The organism is Paenibacillus sp. J22FR83, assembly GCF_059691955.1.
In genome coordinates this window covers 223,225-238,874 of the sequence record NZ_JCAUAM010000008.1, presented here as the reverse complement: position 1 = coordinate 238,874, position 15,650 = coordinate 223,225, and the positions used below count along the sequence as shown (strand labels likewise).

General features: G+C 46.2%; 14 protein-coding genes. 1 reads left to right on the top strand and 13 read right to left on the bottom strand.

Translation table 11 applies throughout. From position 1 onward, the window contains the following. Window positions 1-19 precede the first annotated feature (19 nt). From AC58PV_RS16505 to AC58PV_RS16465, 9 genes are all read right to left on the bottom strand, one after another. Window positions 20-847: a phytanoyl-CoA dioxygenase family protein gene (locus AC58PV_RS16505; protein WP_497433305.1), complete on the bottom strand. Its 828-nt coding sequence runs from the start codon at window positions 845-847 to the stop codon at window positions 20-22. Window positions 848-950: 103 nt separating this feature from the next. Next, complete coding sequence (locus tag AC58PV_RS16500) at window positions 951-2,489, bottom strand: extracellular solute-binding protein (protein WP_497433304.1); 1,539 nt, start codon at window positions 2,487-2,489, stop codon at window positions 951-953. A gap of 94 nt (window positions 2,490-2,583) precedes the next feature. Further along, window positions 2,584-3,444, bottom strand: a complete 861-nt coding sequence (locus tag AC58PV_RS16495) for a carbohydrate ABC transporter permease (RefSeq protein WP_497433303.1) — start codon at window positions 3,442-3,444, stop codon at window positions 2,584-2,586. Next, window positions 3,438-4,298: an ABC transporter permease gene (locus tag AC58PV_RS16490; protein WP_497433396.1), complete on the bottom strand. Its 861-nt coding sequence runs from the start codon at window positions 4,296-4,298 to the stop codon at window positions 3,438-3,440. The genes AC58PV_RS16495 and AC58PV_RS16490 overlap by 7 nt, the downstream gene beginning before the upstream one ends. A 230-nt stretch (window positions 4,299-4,528) precedes the next feature. Continuing rightward, complete coding sequence (locus AC58PV_RS16485) at window positions 4,529-6,325, bottom strand: sensor histidine kinase (protein ID WP_497433302.1); 1,797 nt, start codon at window positions 6,323-6,325, stop codon at window positions 4,529-4,531. Further along, window positions 6,325-7,113: a response regulator transcription factor gene (locus AC58PV_RS16480; protein WP_497433301.1), complete on the bottom strand. Its 789-nt coding sequence runs from the start codon at window positions 7,111-7,113 to the stop codon at window positions 6,325-6,327. The genes AC58PV_RS16485 and AC58PV_RS16480 overlap by 1 nt, the downstream gene beginning before the upstream one ends. A gap of 102 nt (window positions 7,114-7,215) precedes the next feature. Then, window positions 7,216-8,079 carry a phosphotransferase family protein gene (locus tag AC58PV_RS16475; protein WP_497433300.1) on the bottom strand — a complete coding sequence of 288 codons (864 nt, stop codon included), beginning with the start codon at window positions 8,077-8,079 and terminating at the stop codon, window positions 7,216-7,218. 124 nt (window positions 8,080-8,203) lie between these two features. Next, window positions 8,204-8,788: a hypothetical protein gene (locus AC58PV_RS16470; protein WP_497433299.1), complete on the bottom strand. Its 585-nt coding sequence runs from the start codon at window positions 8,786-8,788 to the stop codon at window positions 8,204-8,206. Window positions 8,789-8,807: 19 nt separating this feature from the next. Next, a complete protein-coding gene (locus AC58PV_RS16465) occupies window positions 8,808-9,062 on the bottom strand; it encodes a hypothetical protein (RefSeq protein WP_497433298.1) in 255 nt (84 codons plus the stop codon). Between the two features lie 201 nt (window positions 9,063-9,263). Between AC58PV_RS16465 and AC58PV_RS16460 the strand changes: the two genes are divergently transcribed. Next, on the top strand, window positions 9,264-9,626 hold the full coding sequence (locus AC58PV_RS16460; protein ID WP_068665858.1) for a hypothetical protein: 363 nt from the start codon (window positions 9,264-9,266) through the stop codon (window positions 9,624-9,626). Window positions 9,627-9,681: 55 nt separating this feature from the next. Here the strand turns inward: AC58PV_RS16460 and AC58PV_RS16455 are convergent, their stop codons facing one another. The 4 genes from AC58PV_RS16455 to AC58PV_RS16440 are packed head-to-tail and all read right to left on the bottom strand — an operon-like array spanning window position 9,682 to window position 15,565. Then, complete coding sequence (locus AC58PV_RS16455) at window positions 9,682-11,922, bottom strand: hypothetical protein (protein ID WP_497433297.1); 2,241 nt, start codon at window positions 11,920-11,922, stop codon at window positions 9,682-9,684. 18 nt (window positions 11,923-11,940) lie between these two features. Next, window positions 11,941-13,116 (bottom strand): ABC transporter permease, encoded by a 1,176-nt coding sequence (locus AC58PV_RS16450; protein WP_497433296.1) that lies wholly within the window; start codon window positions 13,114-13,116, stop codon window positions 11,941-11,943. Then, window positions 13,113-13,838, bottom strand: a complete 726-nt coding sequence (locus tag AC58PV_RS16445; RefSeq protein WP_497433295.1) for an ABC transporter ATP-binding protein — start codon at window positions 13,836-13,838, stop codon at window positions 13,113-13,115. The genes AC58PV_RS16450 and AC58PV_RS16445 overlap by 4 nt, the downstream gene beginning before the upstream one ends. A gap of 32 nt (window positions 13,839-13,870) precedes the next feature. Then, the gene (locus AC58PV_RS16440) at window positions 13,871-15,565 is read right to left on the bottom strand and encodes a permuted SH3 domain-containing protein (RefSeq protein WP_497433294.1); all 1,695 of its coding nucleotides are present in this window, start codon (window positions 15,563-15,565) and stop codon (window positions 13,871-13,873) included. Between the last annotated feature and the right edge of the window lie 85 nt (window positions 15,566-15,650).

The window sequence follows — 15,650 nt, the reverse complement described above, 5'->3', positions numbered from 1 at the left end:
ATGTTTCACTGTACCGAGCTTACTTATAGACACTTTTCCCAGCATCCTGCACGTATAGCGCCTTCAAAGGTACCATGGCTTCCTGTGGGACGTAGTATTTAAACGGATCTTTGTCAACAACGCCCAATAACTGCTTACGTTCAGGTGACGCATTTTCCAACAACCGGTCAGATGCGGTGCGGTAATCAATAGGTCTCATCCAAATCGGACTGTACCCCAGAAATAATTGTCTGCGTGTAAACTCAGAGCGGTTAGGCGCCCCAGCATGCCATAAATTTTGTGGGAAAATAAATACATCCCCAGGTTTACCACAGACTTGTACTTCGCCAGCCACTTGACCATTCACGTCCTGACTTTCCGGATGAAACGGCTTATTGTGTGAGCCCGGAATTACTTTGGTATTGCCGCGATCCGGCTGTGACATGTCGCTCAGAATATAGCACGTTTTGATGTAATACGTAGAGGTGATGCCGTTTTGTTTCGGGAACTGCGGATGCGGTCCGTCTTGGTGCCAGTTAATGAAGCTGTGTGACTCGGTTTTCACATCGTTTGGATTCGGCTTCCGAATGGTCAAATGCGAGATATGCAGTTGAATGTTAAAGCCGAGCAGATTGACCATTAACGGGAGCAGTGAGGGCTCGTCGATCAGTGAAGCAATTTCATCTTCACGCTCCACACTGTTATAGATGTTATACGCCAGGGATTCCGGCTCCTCGGCAACAATCCTATCAATGGCGGCATTCAACCGGTTGACCTTATCTTCCGATAAAATGCCAGGTAGAATCAAATAACCGTTCTCATTAAATTGTTGGATTAAAGCAGGAATGTCCAAATTATTCGTCGTCATAGCGATTCACTCCTTTTGATGGTGTAATCCCTTTATTTACACGAGTAAATTACAGCGTTAAAGCGAGGAAAGGAAGCACTCTTTCCTTCCTTTCCTCACCATGTTACTTCAAGTAGCCGAGCTCTTTAATTCTTTTCTCCGCTGCATCCAAATACGCTTTATAATTCATGGAACTTTCCAATGTTTTAAGGAAGCTGTCATATTCGCTAAGCGGACGTTTGCCGTACAGGAATTTGGAAAACTCCTCTTCAATGTAACGGCTCGCGTCTGCGGCATTATAGCCGGTTGGCATGTCAACGAAACCTGCCAATCCATCGATATGCGGCTGTTTACTTGCAAATTCCATAAACTTGGCCTGCGGACCGAATTTCACTGTCAAATACTCCATTTCCGGTCGTCCTGCGAATTGATACAACCAGAAGTAACCACCTTCTTTGCCCATCAGATCGGTCGGTACCACTTTCGTTCCTTCGAGATTGTAGTGTTTGCCCTTCACGCCGTATTGTACCAGCATGGAACCATCTTTCGATGAAACATAATTAAGTAAATCGATGACCTTTTGCAGCTTCTCCGGATTTTTTTCAAGCGACTTCGGAATCGCATACATCGCTGCTGATTTCCCAATGTCGTAGACGCTTGCATATTTACCGCCTGGACCTTTCAACGCATCGACTTGCACCCATTTGGCATTCGGATTAACCGCTTTCATTTGTTCAACGAATTGGTCCTTCGTCATATTCGGCCAATCCAGATAAACGATACCGGCTTGCCCTTTAATCGCCTTTTGTTGATGTTGAAGACCATTATTGGCCAAAAGCTCAGGATCCACAGAACCAGAAGCGATCATTTTCTGAACAAAAGCAAGCGCATCTTTCATTCCAGAATCATATAGCGCGTTCACCATTTTATTATCTTTAACATAGATGCTCGGTGTGCCACCGTCTTGACCAACGCCAAAGGCTCCGAAAACGGTATCAAAAGCACCAACTTTACCGCCTGTGAGGCCATACGTATCTTTTTTCCCATTACCGTCAGGATCCTTTTCTGTAAAAGCTTTGGCGACTTCGAGCAATTCATCCGGTGTGGTAGGGACTTTTAGATTCAACTTATCCAACCAATCCTGACGAATCCAATACGTATTGTAGGGAACCTGCGGCGATTTCGAAATCGCATACGTTTTACCGTTTAGCATCCCTTTCTTCAAGCTGTCCTCGCCAATAAAGTCTCTGGTCGGCTTCAGTTTGTCTAAATAAGGCGTTAGGTCAAGAAGAAGCCCTTGATCTGTGAATTGCTTTAGTTGCTGGCGGTCTACAGCGAACAAATCTGGGAAATTCGCAGAAGACATACGTACATTTAACTGATTTTTGTAATCATCGCCTGATGCATATACAGTTAGATTAAGATCTGTGTTCAACGCCTTATCTATCTCTTGCTTAATAATGTCTTGATCTGGAGAAGGAAGACCGCTGCCGGTCTCAATGATATCAAGCTTAACTGGTTTAGAACTAGCTACCGCTTTGCTGCTCTCCGCTGGTTTGTCAGCGGGTTTATTTGCAGCAGGTGCTCCACTGCAGCCGGCAATGAGTGTTCCACCGGTGAAAGTCATAGCGAGAAGCATAGGTACAAGCAATTTCTTTTTCATAGATACCCCTTCTTTCTTTCAAAGTTATTGTTGGTGCAATATGTCGCCGTTGCCTGTTTATCAGGCTGCAGTCCTGATCATCAGGCATACGGGGTCAACCCTTGACAGAGCCCATAAGCATGCCTTTGGTGAAATGCTTTTGGATAAACGGATATACAAGGATAATGGGTAAGCTTGCAGCGACGACGGATGCCATTTGCATCGTTTCAGTGGGCAGCATATTTTCAGCATTTTCCAGCGGTTGCTGGGTGAGCATGAGAATTTCACGAATAACGACTTGCAAAGGAAACAAACTGCGGTCTGTTACATACATAATTGCTTGGAAAAATTCATTCCAATGGCCAACCATATAGAACAAGCCAATTGTGAGCATAGATGGTATTGAGAGCGGCAATACGATTTGCCATAAAATGCGGAATTCCTTTGCGCCATCCATCCGTGCAGATTCAAACAACTCTTCAGGAAGGCTTTCAAAGAAACTTTTCATAATCAGAATATTAAAACTCCAAATCGCATTCGGTAATATCATAGACCAGACGGAATCCAAGAGCCCTAGGGACTTCACAACTAAATAAGTGGGAATGAGTCCCCCGCTGAACAGCATCGTAAAGACGACCATAAGAAGGAACAAGCTTCTACCTGGCAGATTGCGGCGACTTAGTGGATAAGCCATTAGGGATGTCAATATTAGGTTTACAATCGTACCTACAATGGTGATGAAGATCGTTATCCAGAAAGCCTTTGGAATATTCGTTTCTGTGAAAAGCTTGTGATACGCACTAAAGGTGATGGATTTCGGAATAAGGATGAAGCCTCCGTTTTTCAGTACCTCAGAAAATGGGGTAATGGATACGGAGATTACATACATCAGCGGTAGAATCGCCGCCAGCCCAGCAAGCCCGAGAATAATAACGACGATCGTATTGACTATCCGGTCTTCCCAGCCTCTTACCATATGCCCTCACCCCACTTCTTAGATAATTGATTGGAACCAAGGACCAGCACGAGCCCAATCACGGATTTGAACAAACCGACGGCAGCCCCGAGGCTGAAGTTAAGCTGCTGCAGTCCTGTTCGGAATACCCAGGTATCCAATATATCTGCAACTTGGTACACTTGAATGTTATAAAGAATATAGATTTGATCAAAACCGGCATCCATAATATGTCCCAGCTTCAAAATGAGCAGAAGCACAATGACATTTCGAATACCTGGAAGCGTAATGTGCCAAATCATCCGAAGACGGCTTGCACCGTCAACTCGGGCTGCCTCATACAAGGTCGGATCAATTGCTGTCATGGCAGCCAAGTAGATAATGGCCCCCCAGCCCAGATCTTTCCAAACTTCCGAACTCACCAGAATCGTACGGAAGTAATCAATCGATGTCATGAATCCGATGGATTGTCCGCCAGCATCTTCGATCCAGCTGTTGACGATGCCGGAATTTTGCGATAGAAGTGCAATTAAGATCCCGTAAATAATGACCCAAGATAAGAAGTGCGGCATGTACGTTAGCGTCTGGACAACAGTTCTGAACCAGCGAAATCTGCATTCATTGAGAAGCAACGCCATAATGATTGGTGGAGCCATTCCGAACAGCAACTTATAAATGCTAATGACGAAGGTGTTGACCATGAGCTGTCCGAAATACGGAGAATTAAAAAACGTTTGAAAATGTTTGTACCACGGATCCGCCCAACCACTGCCGAGAATGCCATCCAATATTTGAAAATCTTTAAACGCAATGATAACACCGTACATGGGAATGTAACGGAATATAATGTAGTAGGCAACACCGGGTAACAGCATGAGGTAAAATGCACGGAAGGCCCAAACCTGCCTAGCGGATAGTTTAAACCTGGATTCCTTTACCTTGTTCCCCGCCTTTGTTTGCCCTTCAATCATGATTTGCTGTTCCATAAGGACACCTCTTTTCCATCTCTGTACTCGCTTCCAACGGGTTACGTTTAGTATAGCAAGCGCTTTCTTTGGAAAATATACAGTGATCCTGCGAAAATGTGCGAATTCTTGCAAACGTTTTATTTTTGTTTTTCTGTATGTTCTACAGATGGAAGCTCGATACGGATCAATGTACCAACTTCCGGAATAGAGAAAATGGTCAGGCCGTATTCAGGACCAAAATGCAGGCCGATTCTCTCATGGACATTCATAATCCCGATCCCGGTAAACCTGTGTTTGCTCGGTGCTTTGTGTCTCTCCGCAAATATACCCTCCAACTGTTCCGAGTCCATGCCAAGCCCGTTATCTCTGACCGTAATAATCAGTTTATCTTTGTGACACTTCGTTCGAATTCGAATGGTTCCCGTGCGCTTTAACGGGACGAGCCCGTGGAAAATAGCATTTTCCACAAGTGGCTGCAGGGTTAATTTCAGTATCGTTTTCGATAGCGTTTCAGGAGCTGCATTGATCTCCATTGTGAATTTATCGCCATACCGTACTTTCTGAATGTAAGCATACATGCGTAGCCCTTCTAGCTCATCATTCAAAGTAACGAACTCCGAACTTTTATCAAAACTGAAAGACAATAAGCCTACAAGCGTCTTGATTGTTTCCCGAACCTCGTTGATTTTGTGCTGTTTAGCCAAAGAGCTAATGCAGGCGAGGGTGTTGTACAGAAAGTGCGGGGCAATTTGGCTCTGGAGCATTTTCAGCTCAAACTGCTTCTTCCTCCGTTCTGCTTCCTTGGTCTCATGCAGCAAATGATGAATACGCTCCATCATCGCGTTATAACTGCGCGCCATGCGGCCAATCTCGTCATTTCCAGTCACATGAATGGTGTGAAGCACCTCCATATCACGAACCCGGTCCATCTTCGCAACTAAGGTACGCACGGGCAATGTAATGTAGCGACTTATCATATACGTACTGACCAATACAAGGAAAATCCAAAAAACTCCCGCCGTACTAAACGTACGGTAGAGACTGCTAATATTATGATAGAAAAAACTATTTTCATAGAAGGCCACAAAATACCAACCGAGCTTGTTCATTCCTGATTTTACAGCGACTAAGTCACCTTCTGCTCCTTGCATCTCTGACGCGCCAAGTGGAAGTTCCGCTATTTGGTCAACGAAACCTGCATTCAGTTCTGGCGGAAAAACAGTCGTGTTGTACGGAAGCAAGCGATAGGAACTTAGAGGAAGACTAGCATCAAAGGCATGAACAACGTTCCTTTTATTTGTGATGATTGAGAATGTTTGATTTTTCGTATTCATGAATTGGGCAATCAAACTCGTTAACTGAACGAGATCGATTTCCACGACAGCCATTCCTTTAAATGACTTTGTCGAAGAACCTTGTATGGGCAGAACGAAGGCGACTGTTTTTCCCGACATGGAGGATTGATACGGTTCGGAAATAAACATGCCGTAGGTTTGTTTGGCTTTTGTAAGTAACAGGGGGATTTGAGGATTTCCGATAATTTCAAAGGTGGTTTGAGAGTTGGAGATGATAGTGCCATCTTCACGAACCAAATAGAGCGACTTATAGAGCGTACTGTTCATTTTCGCATAGGCACGCAGATTCTCTGAAGCTTCCTTCTCCATGCCTTCATTTAGTAGATCTTCACGGGTAGAAATGAGTAGAAGTATGTTTTGCACATTGTCTAAATAAGCATTCATATAGAGATTGGTTCGGTCAATAATAATTTGGGCATCCGAAACGACTTGTTTCCGGAACAAATCCTCTGCTTCGCGCAAGTTGATCCAGGCAAGTCCCCCTAGCAGAACTAGCGTTCCTAGGGATAAGAAAAGAAAATGTTTGGCCAACATACTCCAACCACTAAACCATGAGATAAGCGCTTTCATAATTGTCATCAGCCCTTTTTATAGTCTGTAGGTGCTACACCGGACCAAGTCCGGAAAAGCTGTGAGAAATACCGGTAGCTTGGTATACCTACCTGTTCGGCCACTTCGTACACTTTAAGCTGTGTGGTCTGAAGCAGGATCATGGCTTTCTCCATTCGCAGCCTGGTCACATAATCGTTGAAGGATTCCCCTGTTTCTTCCCGAAACAGTCGGCTAAGATAGTACGAGCTCAGACCAACCTCTGCTGATACAGAAACTAGCGTAATGGGCTCCCCCAGCCTATTCTCAATGACTTTTTGAGCAAGTAGTACTTCTCTTCTAATCTTTCGAACGTCGCTTGCTTCGGACTCTGGCAGACTGGATATCTCCCGTTTCATCCGTTCTTGTTCATATTGCTTCAGATCGACTTCACGCCTAATCGCTTCCCTCGCCTTTTCAACCAGCGCCTTCATATCCTCTTCGTCATAGGAAAGCTTAGTTAAATAATCCAAGGCTCCGAGCTTGAGTGCTTCTTGGGCATAATGAAAATCACTATGACAGGTTAACAGTGCGAACTGAATAAGCGGAAATCTCTTTCTTACTACGCGAAAAAGTTCTAATCCGTCCATAATGGGCATCGTGATATCCGATATAACAAGATCCGGCTTCAGGGCTTCACACAGCGCCAAAGCCTCTTCGCCATTCTCAGCTTCCCCTGCAAGTTCGGCTCCGAACGAATGCCACGGCATCGTCCTAAGCTCATGTCTTAACGGCTGTTCATCATCAATGATTAACACCTTTATCGGCGTAGCAGACACATCAAGCACCACCCTATCATTGAATTGGTTTGAATAATAAGGACCATTATAGCAGTTTTTGTGCGTATCGCTACCTTCCAATAATTGATAACTTATACACAGTTACAGAAGCACACGGTCATTGATAAAGCGATTATCCCTAACGATTTTCCTTACCTTCTTCATCGTGTCAGCGTGTTTGGCCACACCAGCAACTCGGTCGAGCAGCAGCCATCTCAAACAGGCAAGCGCTTCAAAGACTTCCAGTTCCTCTGTCGCCATGGGCATTTCTTCTTGATATTTGTACAAGAAAGTCAGGCTCTTGCTCTCACTCACATAGATGCGTAGAAGCAGGCAAGCCCAAGACAAATCATACCTAGGATCCCCCAGTTGCCCGTTCGTCCAGTCAATCACCGTGTATTGGCCATTCTCCTCTAGCAAATTGTCTAAATGGAAATCGCCGTGAATAATCCGATCCATTCTAATATCTACGGAAGCGACGAGACGGGTCAGTTCCTCTTTCATTGCTGGGAACGCCTCAATCCCCGGGAAAAAATACGCAACAAAATCATACCTAGCAACCGCCATCCCCTGCAATCCATCCGTTGTCAGCCGATGAATGTCAGCAAATACAGCAGCTATTTTCTTGAAAATGCTCGGGCTTACCTTCGTTACTTTCGCACCATGATAGCGGGTCAGCAATACATTGTCCCCAGCTTGTGTACGCCCATAGCCAATCGGCTCGGAAACGTGGATTCCCTGACCATAAAGAGCATCCAAAAGGTGATATTGGCGCAGGACTTCAGGATTCGAACGCTTGTTCCACACCTTAAGGACGAAATGCTCCTCTCCCAGCGTGATTTTAACCACATCTGCTTCAAGCCCAGGTGAAAGCGAGCTAAACGTCAGTTCATCTCCTGAAATAATCAAGTTGTTTAAGATTGGGGTTGATTCATGCCATTCAATTCCCGCCCATAAGTCGTTCATGGTTTCCCACCTCTCGATTTATACTCTTTCCAGAAATTTCAACATGTCGAGGCATTATCCTGCCGCTATTCGGTTGGATGACACTAACTCGTTTGAATAGAGCATAAACAAAAAAACACAGACCCTACTTAAGGTCGGTGCCCATGGAATCATCTTGATTAAGAATAGTAATCCGTAATTTCTCTTGTGTTGCTTCTTTTAACCATAGATTGAATTCGGCCTCTTCTAGTGGATGTTCAAATTGTCCATTTATGTACGTAACATCAAGTTCTTCTAAGTACATAAGAAGCATCCGATATCCCCATTCCCTAGACTCACCTGACTTCCAATGTACCGTTGCTCTTAAGCGATCCAAGATGATGTCCTCGATGCCTATGATATAAACTGTTCTTTCAGCAACCTGGAGCTCTGTAACTTTATTATAATCACCTGTTAAGAAATTAGATGGAATTTCAATTGAAATCCCCAATGATTGATGAATCCAGTTCTTACCTAATTTCGTAAAGCCAAGCTGGAGTAATATCTCATTTGCAATATCATATCCATCCATTACAAAATCAATATCTTGCGTGGTATAACCTTTTAACGTATATATTTCAACAGAAAGGCCTCCAACAATGATAGGTCTAATACCATGCGGCTGCACTAGTTCAGTTAGTATTGCTGCTACATGCAGCATTTTTTCAAATTTACTCTTATCTTGAAGCAACGCAAGTGCTTCCTTAGCTTTAGATATATTCTGCAATAAACAGCACCCGACTTTCTTTATCATACTTGATGCTGCCGGTAGTCAAAGCTCTCCTCAAAGTCGAACGAGCAATATAGTTTAAGGCTTGAATCTCGTCTTCTGATCTCGGGCGATTACGGGACATCTCATAGCCTTGCTCTCTTGTTTTTTCACGAAAGTTAGCAACGGCAAGATTGACTACGTCATTCGTTACTTGCACTTTAGATTGGATATCTTGAAGTGTTAGTTTTCGCATGCAATCCCCTCCTTCGTTCCTATATACATCTATTATAGACGCTCTTCTTAAGTTTAACCATGGGCTCCTTCCCGCACCACCCGAATCTACTAAACTAACACTCTATTCACACATTTTCTATTTCATAGGTAAATCTAGTTAACGGGCATGCCTCCTTCGACATCTACTATAAGCAGATAGAGAGAAGGAGGTGAAACATACATGTCAAACGCAAAACGTAGCATCCCTACTCTCAGAGACTCTGGCAAGTTAGGCAAGTCGTACACGCGCGTCCCATTGGGCAAAAACTTCGGCCCTACACAAACACTTAGACGACTTACTATCCTTTGGGTAGATAACGCCGGTGTTCCTTTTGTCACTTCAGGCTTTTTCTGTGAGGCTCGCACTTTAAATGGAACCCGCCTTGCAACTGCTCGCTTTGATGCATTTGGAACTGCCGTATTCCGCACAATTGGCACGCCTACTACTCGTACTTTAGTGCTTAGAACATTTGATGCAGACGGCGTCATCTTCCGTACACGTACGGTTCGTTCTGGTATTTCGGCTTTCGTATTCATCGGCTAATAAGCCAAAAAACAGCCCAACCCCCAGCAAATTCAAGGGTCGGGCTGTTTCTCTTTTACTTAAATTGCTTCAGAAGGCGCTTCGCCGTTCCGTTCGGTGTGTTAATGACTTCGTACATATTGACTGTAATGCCGGAATCCACCTGCTCATTTTTCAATCCAGAAATGGTTACTCGCTGGCTGCCGCTCGTTAATTTGCCCGTGCCCATGAGTGAAGCATCTTGGGTGCCTACGATACGACCGAGAGAATCGACCATTTCGAATTGAATTTTGGAGAAATTAGAATCAATAATAACTTGATCTTCGTGGGTAATATCCATATCCAAACTGAGCACATAGGAGTAAGTTCCACCGCTATACGTCCAGCTAATCGAACTGTCTTTCACTTTAAGCGAGAACGGATAAATGGAAATGGTATCTCCTGCCCCTTCTTCCTGTAGGGCTACTTTGAACGTCCCTGCGGACACATTGCCTTCCGACACAGACTTATCATCATACACATTCAGTGCAAAAGAGTCATCCACGTCATCAGTTCCTTTATTAGGAAGCAAGTAGGAGTAGCTAACCACATAGGAGCTTCCTGGTGTAATTTGCGTCGCCGCCGCGCTTTGGCGAGAGCCCGTATACGCATTTCCCTTATTATCAATAAGCTCGTTCTGCAGGTCAGGCAGTGCGAGTGTGCTCGTGCCGTTGTTCGTGATTTTATATTTGGCGATCGCGGTTTTGTAACCAAGATCGTCATTCTCATGCGCATGAAGCTCAATGAGTGATACATCAAGATTCGGATTCACAACGCTGCTGCCCAGAACAAGCTTGGTACCAAGCTCATAGTTTACCGCTGTAGTGAAGCCGTTTTGGGCTACGCTTGCGCCCTTGAGCACGAACACAGCCACAGGCTGTTGCCCTGCCCCTGTTGTTCCTGTTCCCGTAGTTCCTGTAGTTCCCGTAGTTCCAGTCGTTGTCCCACTGTTACCTGTTGTGGTCGATGTACCGCTACCTGTCGTAGCGCCACTGCTTCCGGTTCCGGTCGTTGTCCCGCTTCCCGTCGTGCTTCCCGTGCTCGCCGTAGCTTTCTGCCACAGCACAAGCTGTGTCGCATTCGGATCGACGCCTGTAGGCAATGTCGCATTGAAGTAATACGTCGCCGTCTCCTTAGGCGCTAGAAAGCCATTGCGCGTAGTATTATCCGTCGATGACACGGATGAGCCTGAGTCTCCGAATTGGTAGGAAGCTGACAACGCAGGGATAGGTGCGACTACTTCCCCATCGTTACTTAATGTAACCACCGTTTGCACGTGGACACCATCCGCTTGAACCGAATACGTAGACGAGGTTGCCTTCGCTGTCACGTTCTCACCGTCTTGCTGCCCTGCATAGCTCTGCTTGACGCCCAAAGCTACTGTATTCAGCGATGCATTCATCCCCAGAGTTCCCAGTGAAATATCTTCACTTTGATTGAGATAATAATATTCCAACGTCAGACCGCTTGTTGGCGTGCCTTTGGAAATAAGCGTCTTGAGCGTCAGGGTATCAGACTGATTAGGCAAAATAGCCGTATCTGCCCCGCTCGCAACCGTCGCCGTGTATTTCATTCCATTGGCATCGATAAGCCTAGCCAGCAAGTTTGCTGGTACTTTCACGCTGCTAGACCCTAAGTTCTTCGCTGCGACTTGCGTGTACATATACCATTTGCCATTCTCCGTCACACGTACGCTCTGGCCCAGCCCAAAAGCAAGGGAAGCATCACTCGCAAGTGTACTGTCCAGCGTGCGCAAGCTGATGATTTCCTCTGGCGCTTCCAGCTGCCCTTCTTGAATAACAGAGGCAACCGGCAGCTCGCCGAGATGGTTCATGAAATCCGATTTATTGTAATCCCAGCGGAATACATCCACTTTGAGATCAGCGGCATTCTCACCAGCTGGCAAATTAGCGTAGAAGCGGAAACTTTCTTCTTGCCCGCCATTCACGATGCCACTCTTTTTCTCACTCAAATTAGCCGTATAGCTGTGTCCAGCACTATCTGTTACGCGTACACCATACTTGTTAAAATCCAACGCCTGATTTTCGCCATTATGGAACAGGACTGAGAATTGCAAGGATGAAGACGAAAGTGCCGCTCTATTTAGCATAAAATAGGAATCCTTCGAGATAAAAACACCCTCAGAAGCCGCGTGCGCAGAAGGCGCTGGAGCTGCCCATGAGGCAGCTAGCAAACTTCCTGTCAGCAGCACAGCCAGACTTGTTTGTTTCAGTGAGTTTTTGGACATACGTCCAATCGATGTTAGTTGACGAATCATGGTATTACCTCCTGTTGCCTAATCGTAACGCAGCGCGTCGATAGGTTTTAGTTTCGATGCTTTATTCGCTGGATATAAACCGAAGATGACACCAACAAGTGCTGAGAATAAGAACGCGTAAAACCCAACGTCGAGCGATAGGCTCGTCTCTTGGCTTGGATTGATATACGGCCAGGCCAGCGATAAACCGACTCCGACCACTAAACCGATCAAACCGCCCATCCCGCTAATCAAGGTAGCTTCGACTAGGAATTGCAGCAAAATATTTCTCCGCTTCGCCCCAATCGACTTCCGAATCCCGATCTCCCTCGTTCGCTCACTCACCGTGACGAGCATAATATTCATTATCCCGATCCCGCCGACAAGCAGGGATATCGCTGCCACAGCAACCAATTGATTAGTCAATGTGCTTGATGCCGTTTGTCTTGCGCTAATGAGCTCGGATGAGTTCAAAATATTGTATCCAGTTGTACTTTTAAACTTCTGATATAGGTAAGCTTCAACGGCTAATTGTGCACGGCTAACGAGATCACCAGAGGATGCTTCTACATAGGCAGTTCGAATGTTGCCTAGCTTAAAATCCCGACTCATCGTTGGCAGCGGCACTAACACGGAACTGTCGAGTGAGGTACCGCTCGTATTCGAGCCCTTCGTTTGAAGAACACCGATAATCGTGTACATGTAGCCCTTCACATTAATTTCTTCGTCGATCGGATCATCCTTGCCAAAAAACTTCGTAGCCACTTCACTCCCGATAACCGCAACGTGATTGCGGAAATCCAGGTCCGCTTGCGCGAGGAAACGTCCGCTGGCCATCTTCCCTTTTTGCAACTCCAAATAACGGTCATTCGTTCCGATCACATTGTAGCTCTCCGTAGTGCGGTCGAATTTAATGGAGCTATTCTGTGTCATTGTGGGTGCAATGGACGAGATACCGGCTGTGCCCTCCAGGGTCATGAATTCATCGTAATTCAACTGTGTGGCGCGCCCGTTTCCCATCAGGTTAACTGTCAGGAGATTCGTTCCCAGTCCTTCATATTGCTTTTCGATGGCTTTGGATGTTCCCTGACCGATCGATACAAGCGTGATCACCGAAGCAACCCCGATAATAACGCCTAGCATGGTCAGAATCGTTCGTAGCGGATTCGAGCGAATCGTGCTCATTGCCATTTGGAAAAGCTCCCAAATTCTCATGAATGCGCCTCCTCTAGCTTAGGCACTTCAACCGTCCAAGCTTCATTGCGTATATCGCTGATAATCTCGCCATCCCGCAGTGCCACCACACGCTTCGCATTGTCTGCAATATGATGATCATGCGTGATTAACACAATCGTGTTGCCCTGCTGGTTCAACTCTTTGATCAACTCAAGCACCTCGATGCCCGTTTTCGAATCCAACGCACCTGTCGGTTCATCCGCTAGAATAAGCGACGGTGAAATGGCCAATGCTCGCGCAATCGCTACCCGTTGCTGCTGTCCACCCGAAAGCTCACTTGGCTTGTGATGTCCACGCGCGCCCATTCCAAGCTTCTCAAGCATACGCTGGGCTTGCTCTCTTCGCTGTTTGGCAGGGATTCCCGCATAAATCATCGGAAGCTCGACGTTCTCCGTCGCTGTTAATCTTGGCAACAGGTTAAACTGTTGAAAAATAAATCCGATCTTCCGATTGCGCAGCTGAGCAAGTCCGTTGTCTGACATTTTCTCAGTCGCTACGCCATCTAATGTATAGGAACCCGACGTCGGGCTGTCGAGCAGCCCAATCGTATTCATCAACGTCGATTTTCCCGATCCACTGGGACCAATAATCGCGACAAAATCCCCTTCTTCAATATGCAAAGTAATACCGCGCAAAATCTGCAATTCCTCCGCACCACGGGTGTAACTCTTCGTGATCCCATTTAGCTCAATGATATTCATCCCATTAACTCCTTTCCGGGCGAGATTAGCTCCTATTGGCGCGCTCCGCCGCCACCGCCAGCATTACCGCCACCTTGGAAACCACCGCCGCCAGCTCCTCCAGCACCGCCTGGGAAACCGCCTGCACCACCTGGGAAGGCACCTCCGCCCGGGAAGCCTTGCCCTTGTTGGTTCGTTGTCGTTGTCGCTCTGCGAACCGGCGTGACAACTTCATCGCCTTCTTTGACCCCGCCTAGGACTTCAACTTGCGTTTTGCTGCGAATACCGACCTGTAGTTCACGCTCTTCGGTTGTACCATCGGCTTTCTTCACCGTAACCGTCGACTTGCCTCTTGTTGTCGTCACTACTTGTATCGGAAGAACGAGAATGTCCTTCTTATCTTGGATGAGAATTTCAGCCGTTGCCGTCATCGCATATTTCAAATCGTTAGCAGCTGTATTAGGAATAGCTACAACCGCATCATACGTGGTCACGCCATTCGTCGTTGTACCGACATTGGATACAGATGTCACTTCGCCTGTAAACGTTTTTCCTGCAATTGCATCGACTTTTACGTTAACTTTCTGACCTACCTTCACGCTCGTTAGATCGAGCTCATCCACAGCTATTGCGAGCTGCATCGTACTTAGGCTGGCCACTGCACCAAGGGTGGTATTCGCATTGATTTGCGCGCCAACCGGGTAATTCCGAAGGACATTATTTTTACTATTGGCAAAATCCGCCGAGAACACGCCATCAAACGGTGCTTTGATCGTTAGTTGATCCACCTTCTGCTGGGCATCGCTGACACGAATTTTCTGACTTTCAATGGCGGATTGTTTGGCGACAACATTCTTTTGGAGGTCGTCGTTAAAGAGGGTCACAATAAGATCGCCTTGTTTAATCGTGTCACCATCTTTGAATTTTAACGTTTTCACGGTTCCGCTTGCTTCGGAGAAAATAGACGCCGTACGCACATAAGCCAGCTCAGCCTGATCGGAGGACGCTATCTTGGTCGTGCCGCTGCCGATGCTGCCTTTGACTTTCAAACCTGCCGATAGTGTTCCGTCATTATCGACAAGTACATCGACCAATACCACTTTATTTCCACTCGCGTCGGCGCTGATTTCGTGACCAATCGTATCAACAGCCCCAACTTTCGATAACAAGTAGCCATCTACGCTGAGCTCTACAGGGTCACCTTTTTTCAATTGAACAGCTTCTTGCAATGAGAATGGCAACTTCACCTTAAACTGCGTTGTATCTGAAATCGTACCGATCTTCGTCGTTTTATTCACTTGACTGCCAACATCGAAATTAGCATTCAACGTAATCTTGCCTGACATCGGAGCGGATACGCTCATATTTCCTTGTTCAGACTTCAGTTCAGCCAAATCACTCTCCAGCTGTCCCAAAGTCACTTGCGCTTCCTTGAGATTCGTTTCCGTTGAAGGGACAGAAAGCTCGACGAGCACATCGCCTTTTTTGACCGCTTGATTCTGGGTTAGATTCATTGTTTTGATGATCCCTTCGATCGGAATCACGATATTCTGCTTATCCTTAGCGTCCAATTGGGAGGTACCGGATACAGCCATCGAAATGGCGCCCTTGGTCACTTTCATTGTCGTTTGTTGTGCTGCCGTTGCAGCTGGTTTCGCATTATTATGTACATAGTAGTATGTACCTGCCCCACACAGGATGGCTGCCAGGGCTACAATAAGCCACCTTTTTTTACTGCCTGCTTTCATCCGTCATAACCCCTCTCCCGGTTTACCTAAACACTCGTTGCCTAGGTCGTACAATCTTCACAAGATGTAGTCTACTAGGGGCGAC

What these genes read in the sequence shown, in the direction of transcription:
- AC58PV_RS16460 (WP_068665858.1), top strand. Translation starts at nt 9,264, where the DNA reads ATGTCAAACGCAAAACGTAGCATCCCTACTCTCAGAGACTCTGGCAAG.
- AC58PV_RS16455 (WP_497433297.1), bottom strand. Translation starts at nt 11,922, where the DNA reads ATGATTCGTCAACTAACATCGATTGGACGTATGTCCAAAAACTCACTG.
- AC58PV_RS16440 (WP_497433294.1), bottom strand. Translation starts at nt 15,565, where the DNA reads ATGAAAGCAGGCAGTAAAAAAAGGTGGCTTATTGTAGCCCTGGCAGCC.
- AC58PV_RS16465 (WP_497433298.1), bottom strand. Translation starts at nt 9,062, where the DNA reads ATGCGAAAACTAACACTTCAAGATATCCAATCTAAAGTGCAAGTAACG.
- AC58PV_RS16475 (WP_497433300.1), bottom strand. Translation starts at nt 8,079, where the DNA reads ATGAACGACTTATGGGCGGGAATTGAATGGCATGAATCAACCCCAATC.
- AC58PV_RS16485 (WP_497433302.1), bottom strand. Translation starts at nt 6,325, where the DNA reads ATGACAATTATGAAAGCGCTTATCTCATGGTTTAGTGGTTGGAGTATG.
- AC58PV_RS16505 (WP_497433305.1), bottom strand. Translation starts at nt 847, where the DNA reads ATGACGACGAATAATTTGGACATTCCTGCTTTAATCCAACAATTTAAT.
- AC58PV_RS16490 (WP_497433396.1), bottom strand. Translation starts at nt 4,298, where the DNA reads ATGCTGTTACCCGGTGTTGCCTACTACATTATATTCCGTTACATTCCC.
- AC58PV_RS16445 (WP_497433295.1), bottom strand. Translation starts at nt 13,838, where the DNA reads ATGAATATCATTGAGCTAAATGGGATCACGAAGAGTTACACCCGTGGT.
- AC58PV_RS16450 (WP_497433296.1), bottom strand. Translation starts at nt 13,116, where the DNA reads ATGAGAATTTGGGAGCTTTTCCAAATGGCAATGAGCACGATTCGCTCG.
- AC58PV_RS16495 (WP_497433303.1), bottom strand. Translation starts at nt 3,444, where the DNA reads ATGGTAAGAGGCTGGGAAGACCGGATAGTCAATACGATCGTCGTTATT.
- AC58PV_RS16500 (WP_497433304.1), bottom strand. Translation starts at nt 2,489, where the DNA reads ATGAAAAAGAAATTGCTTGTACCTATGCTTCTCGCTATGACTTTCACC.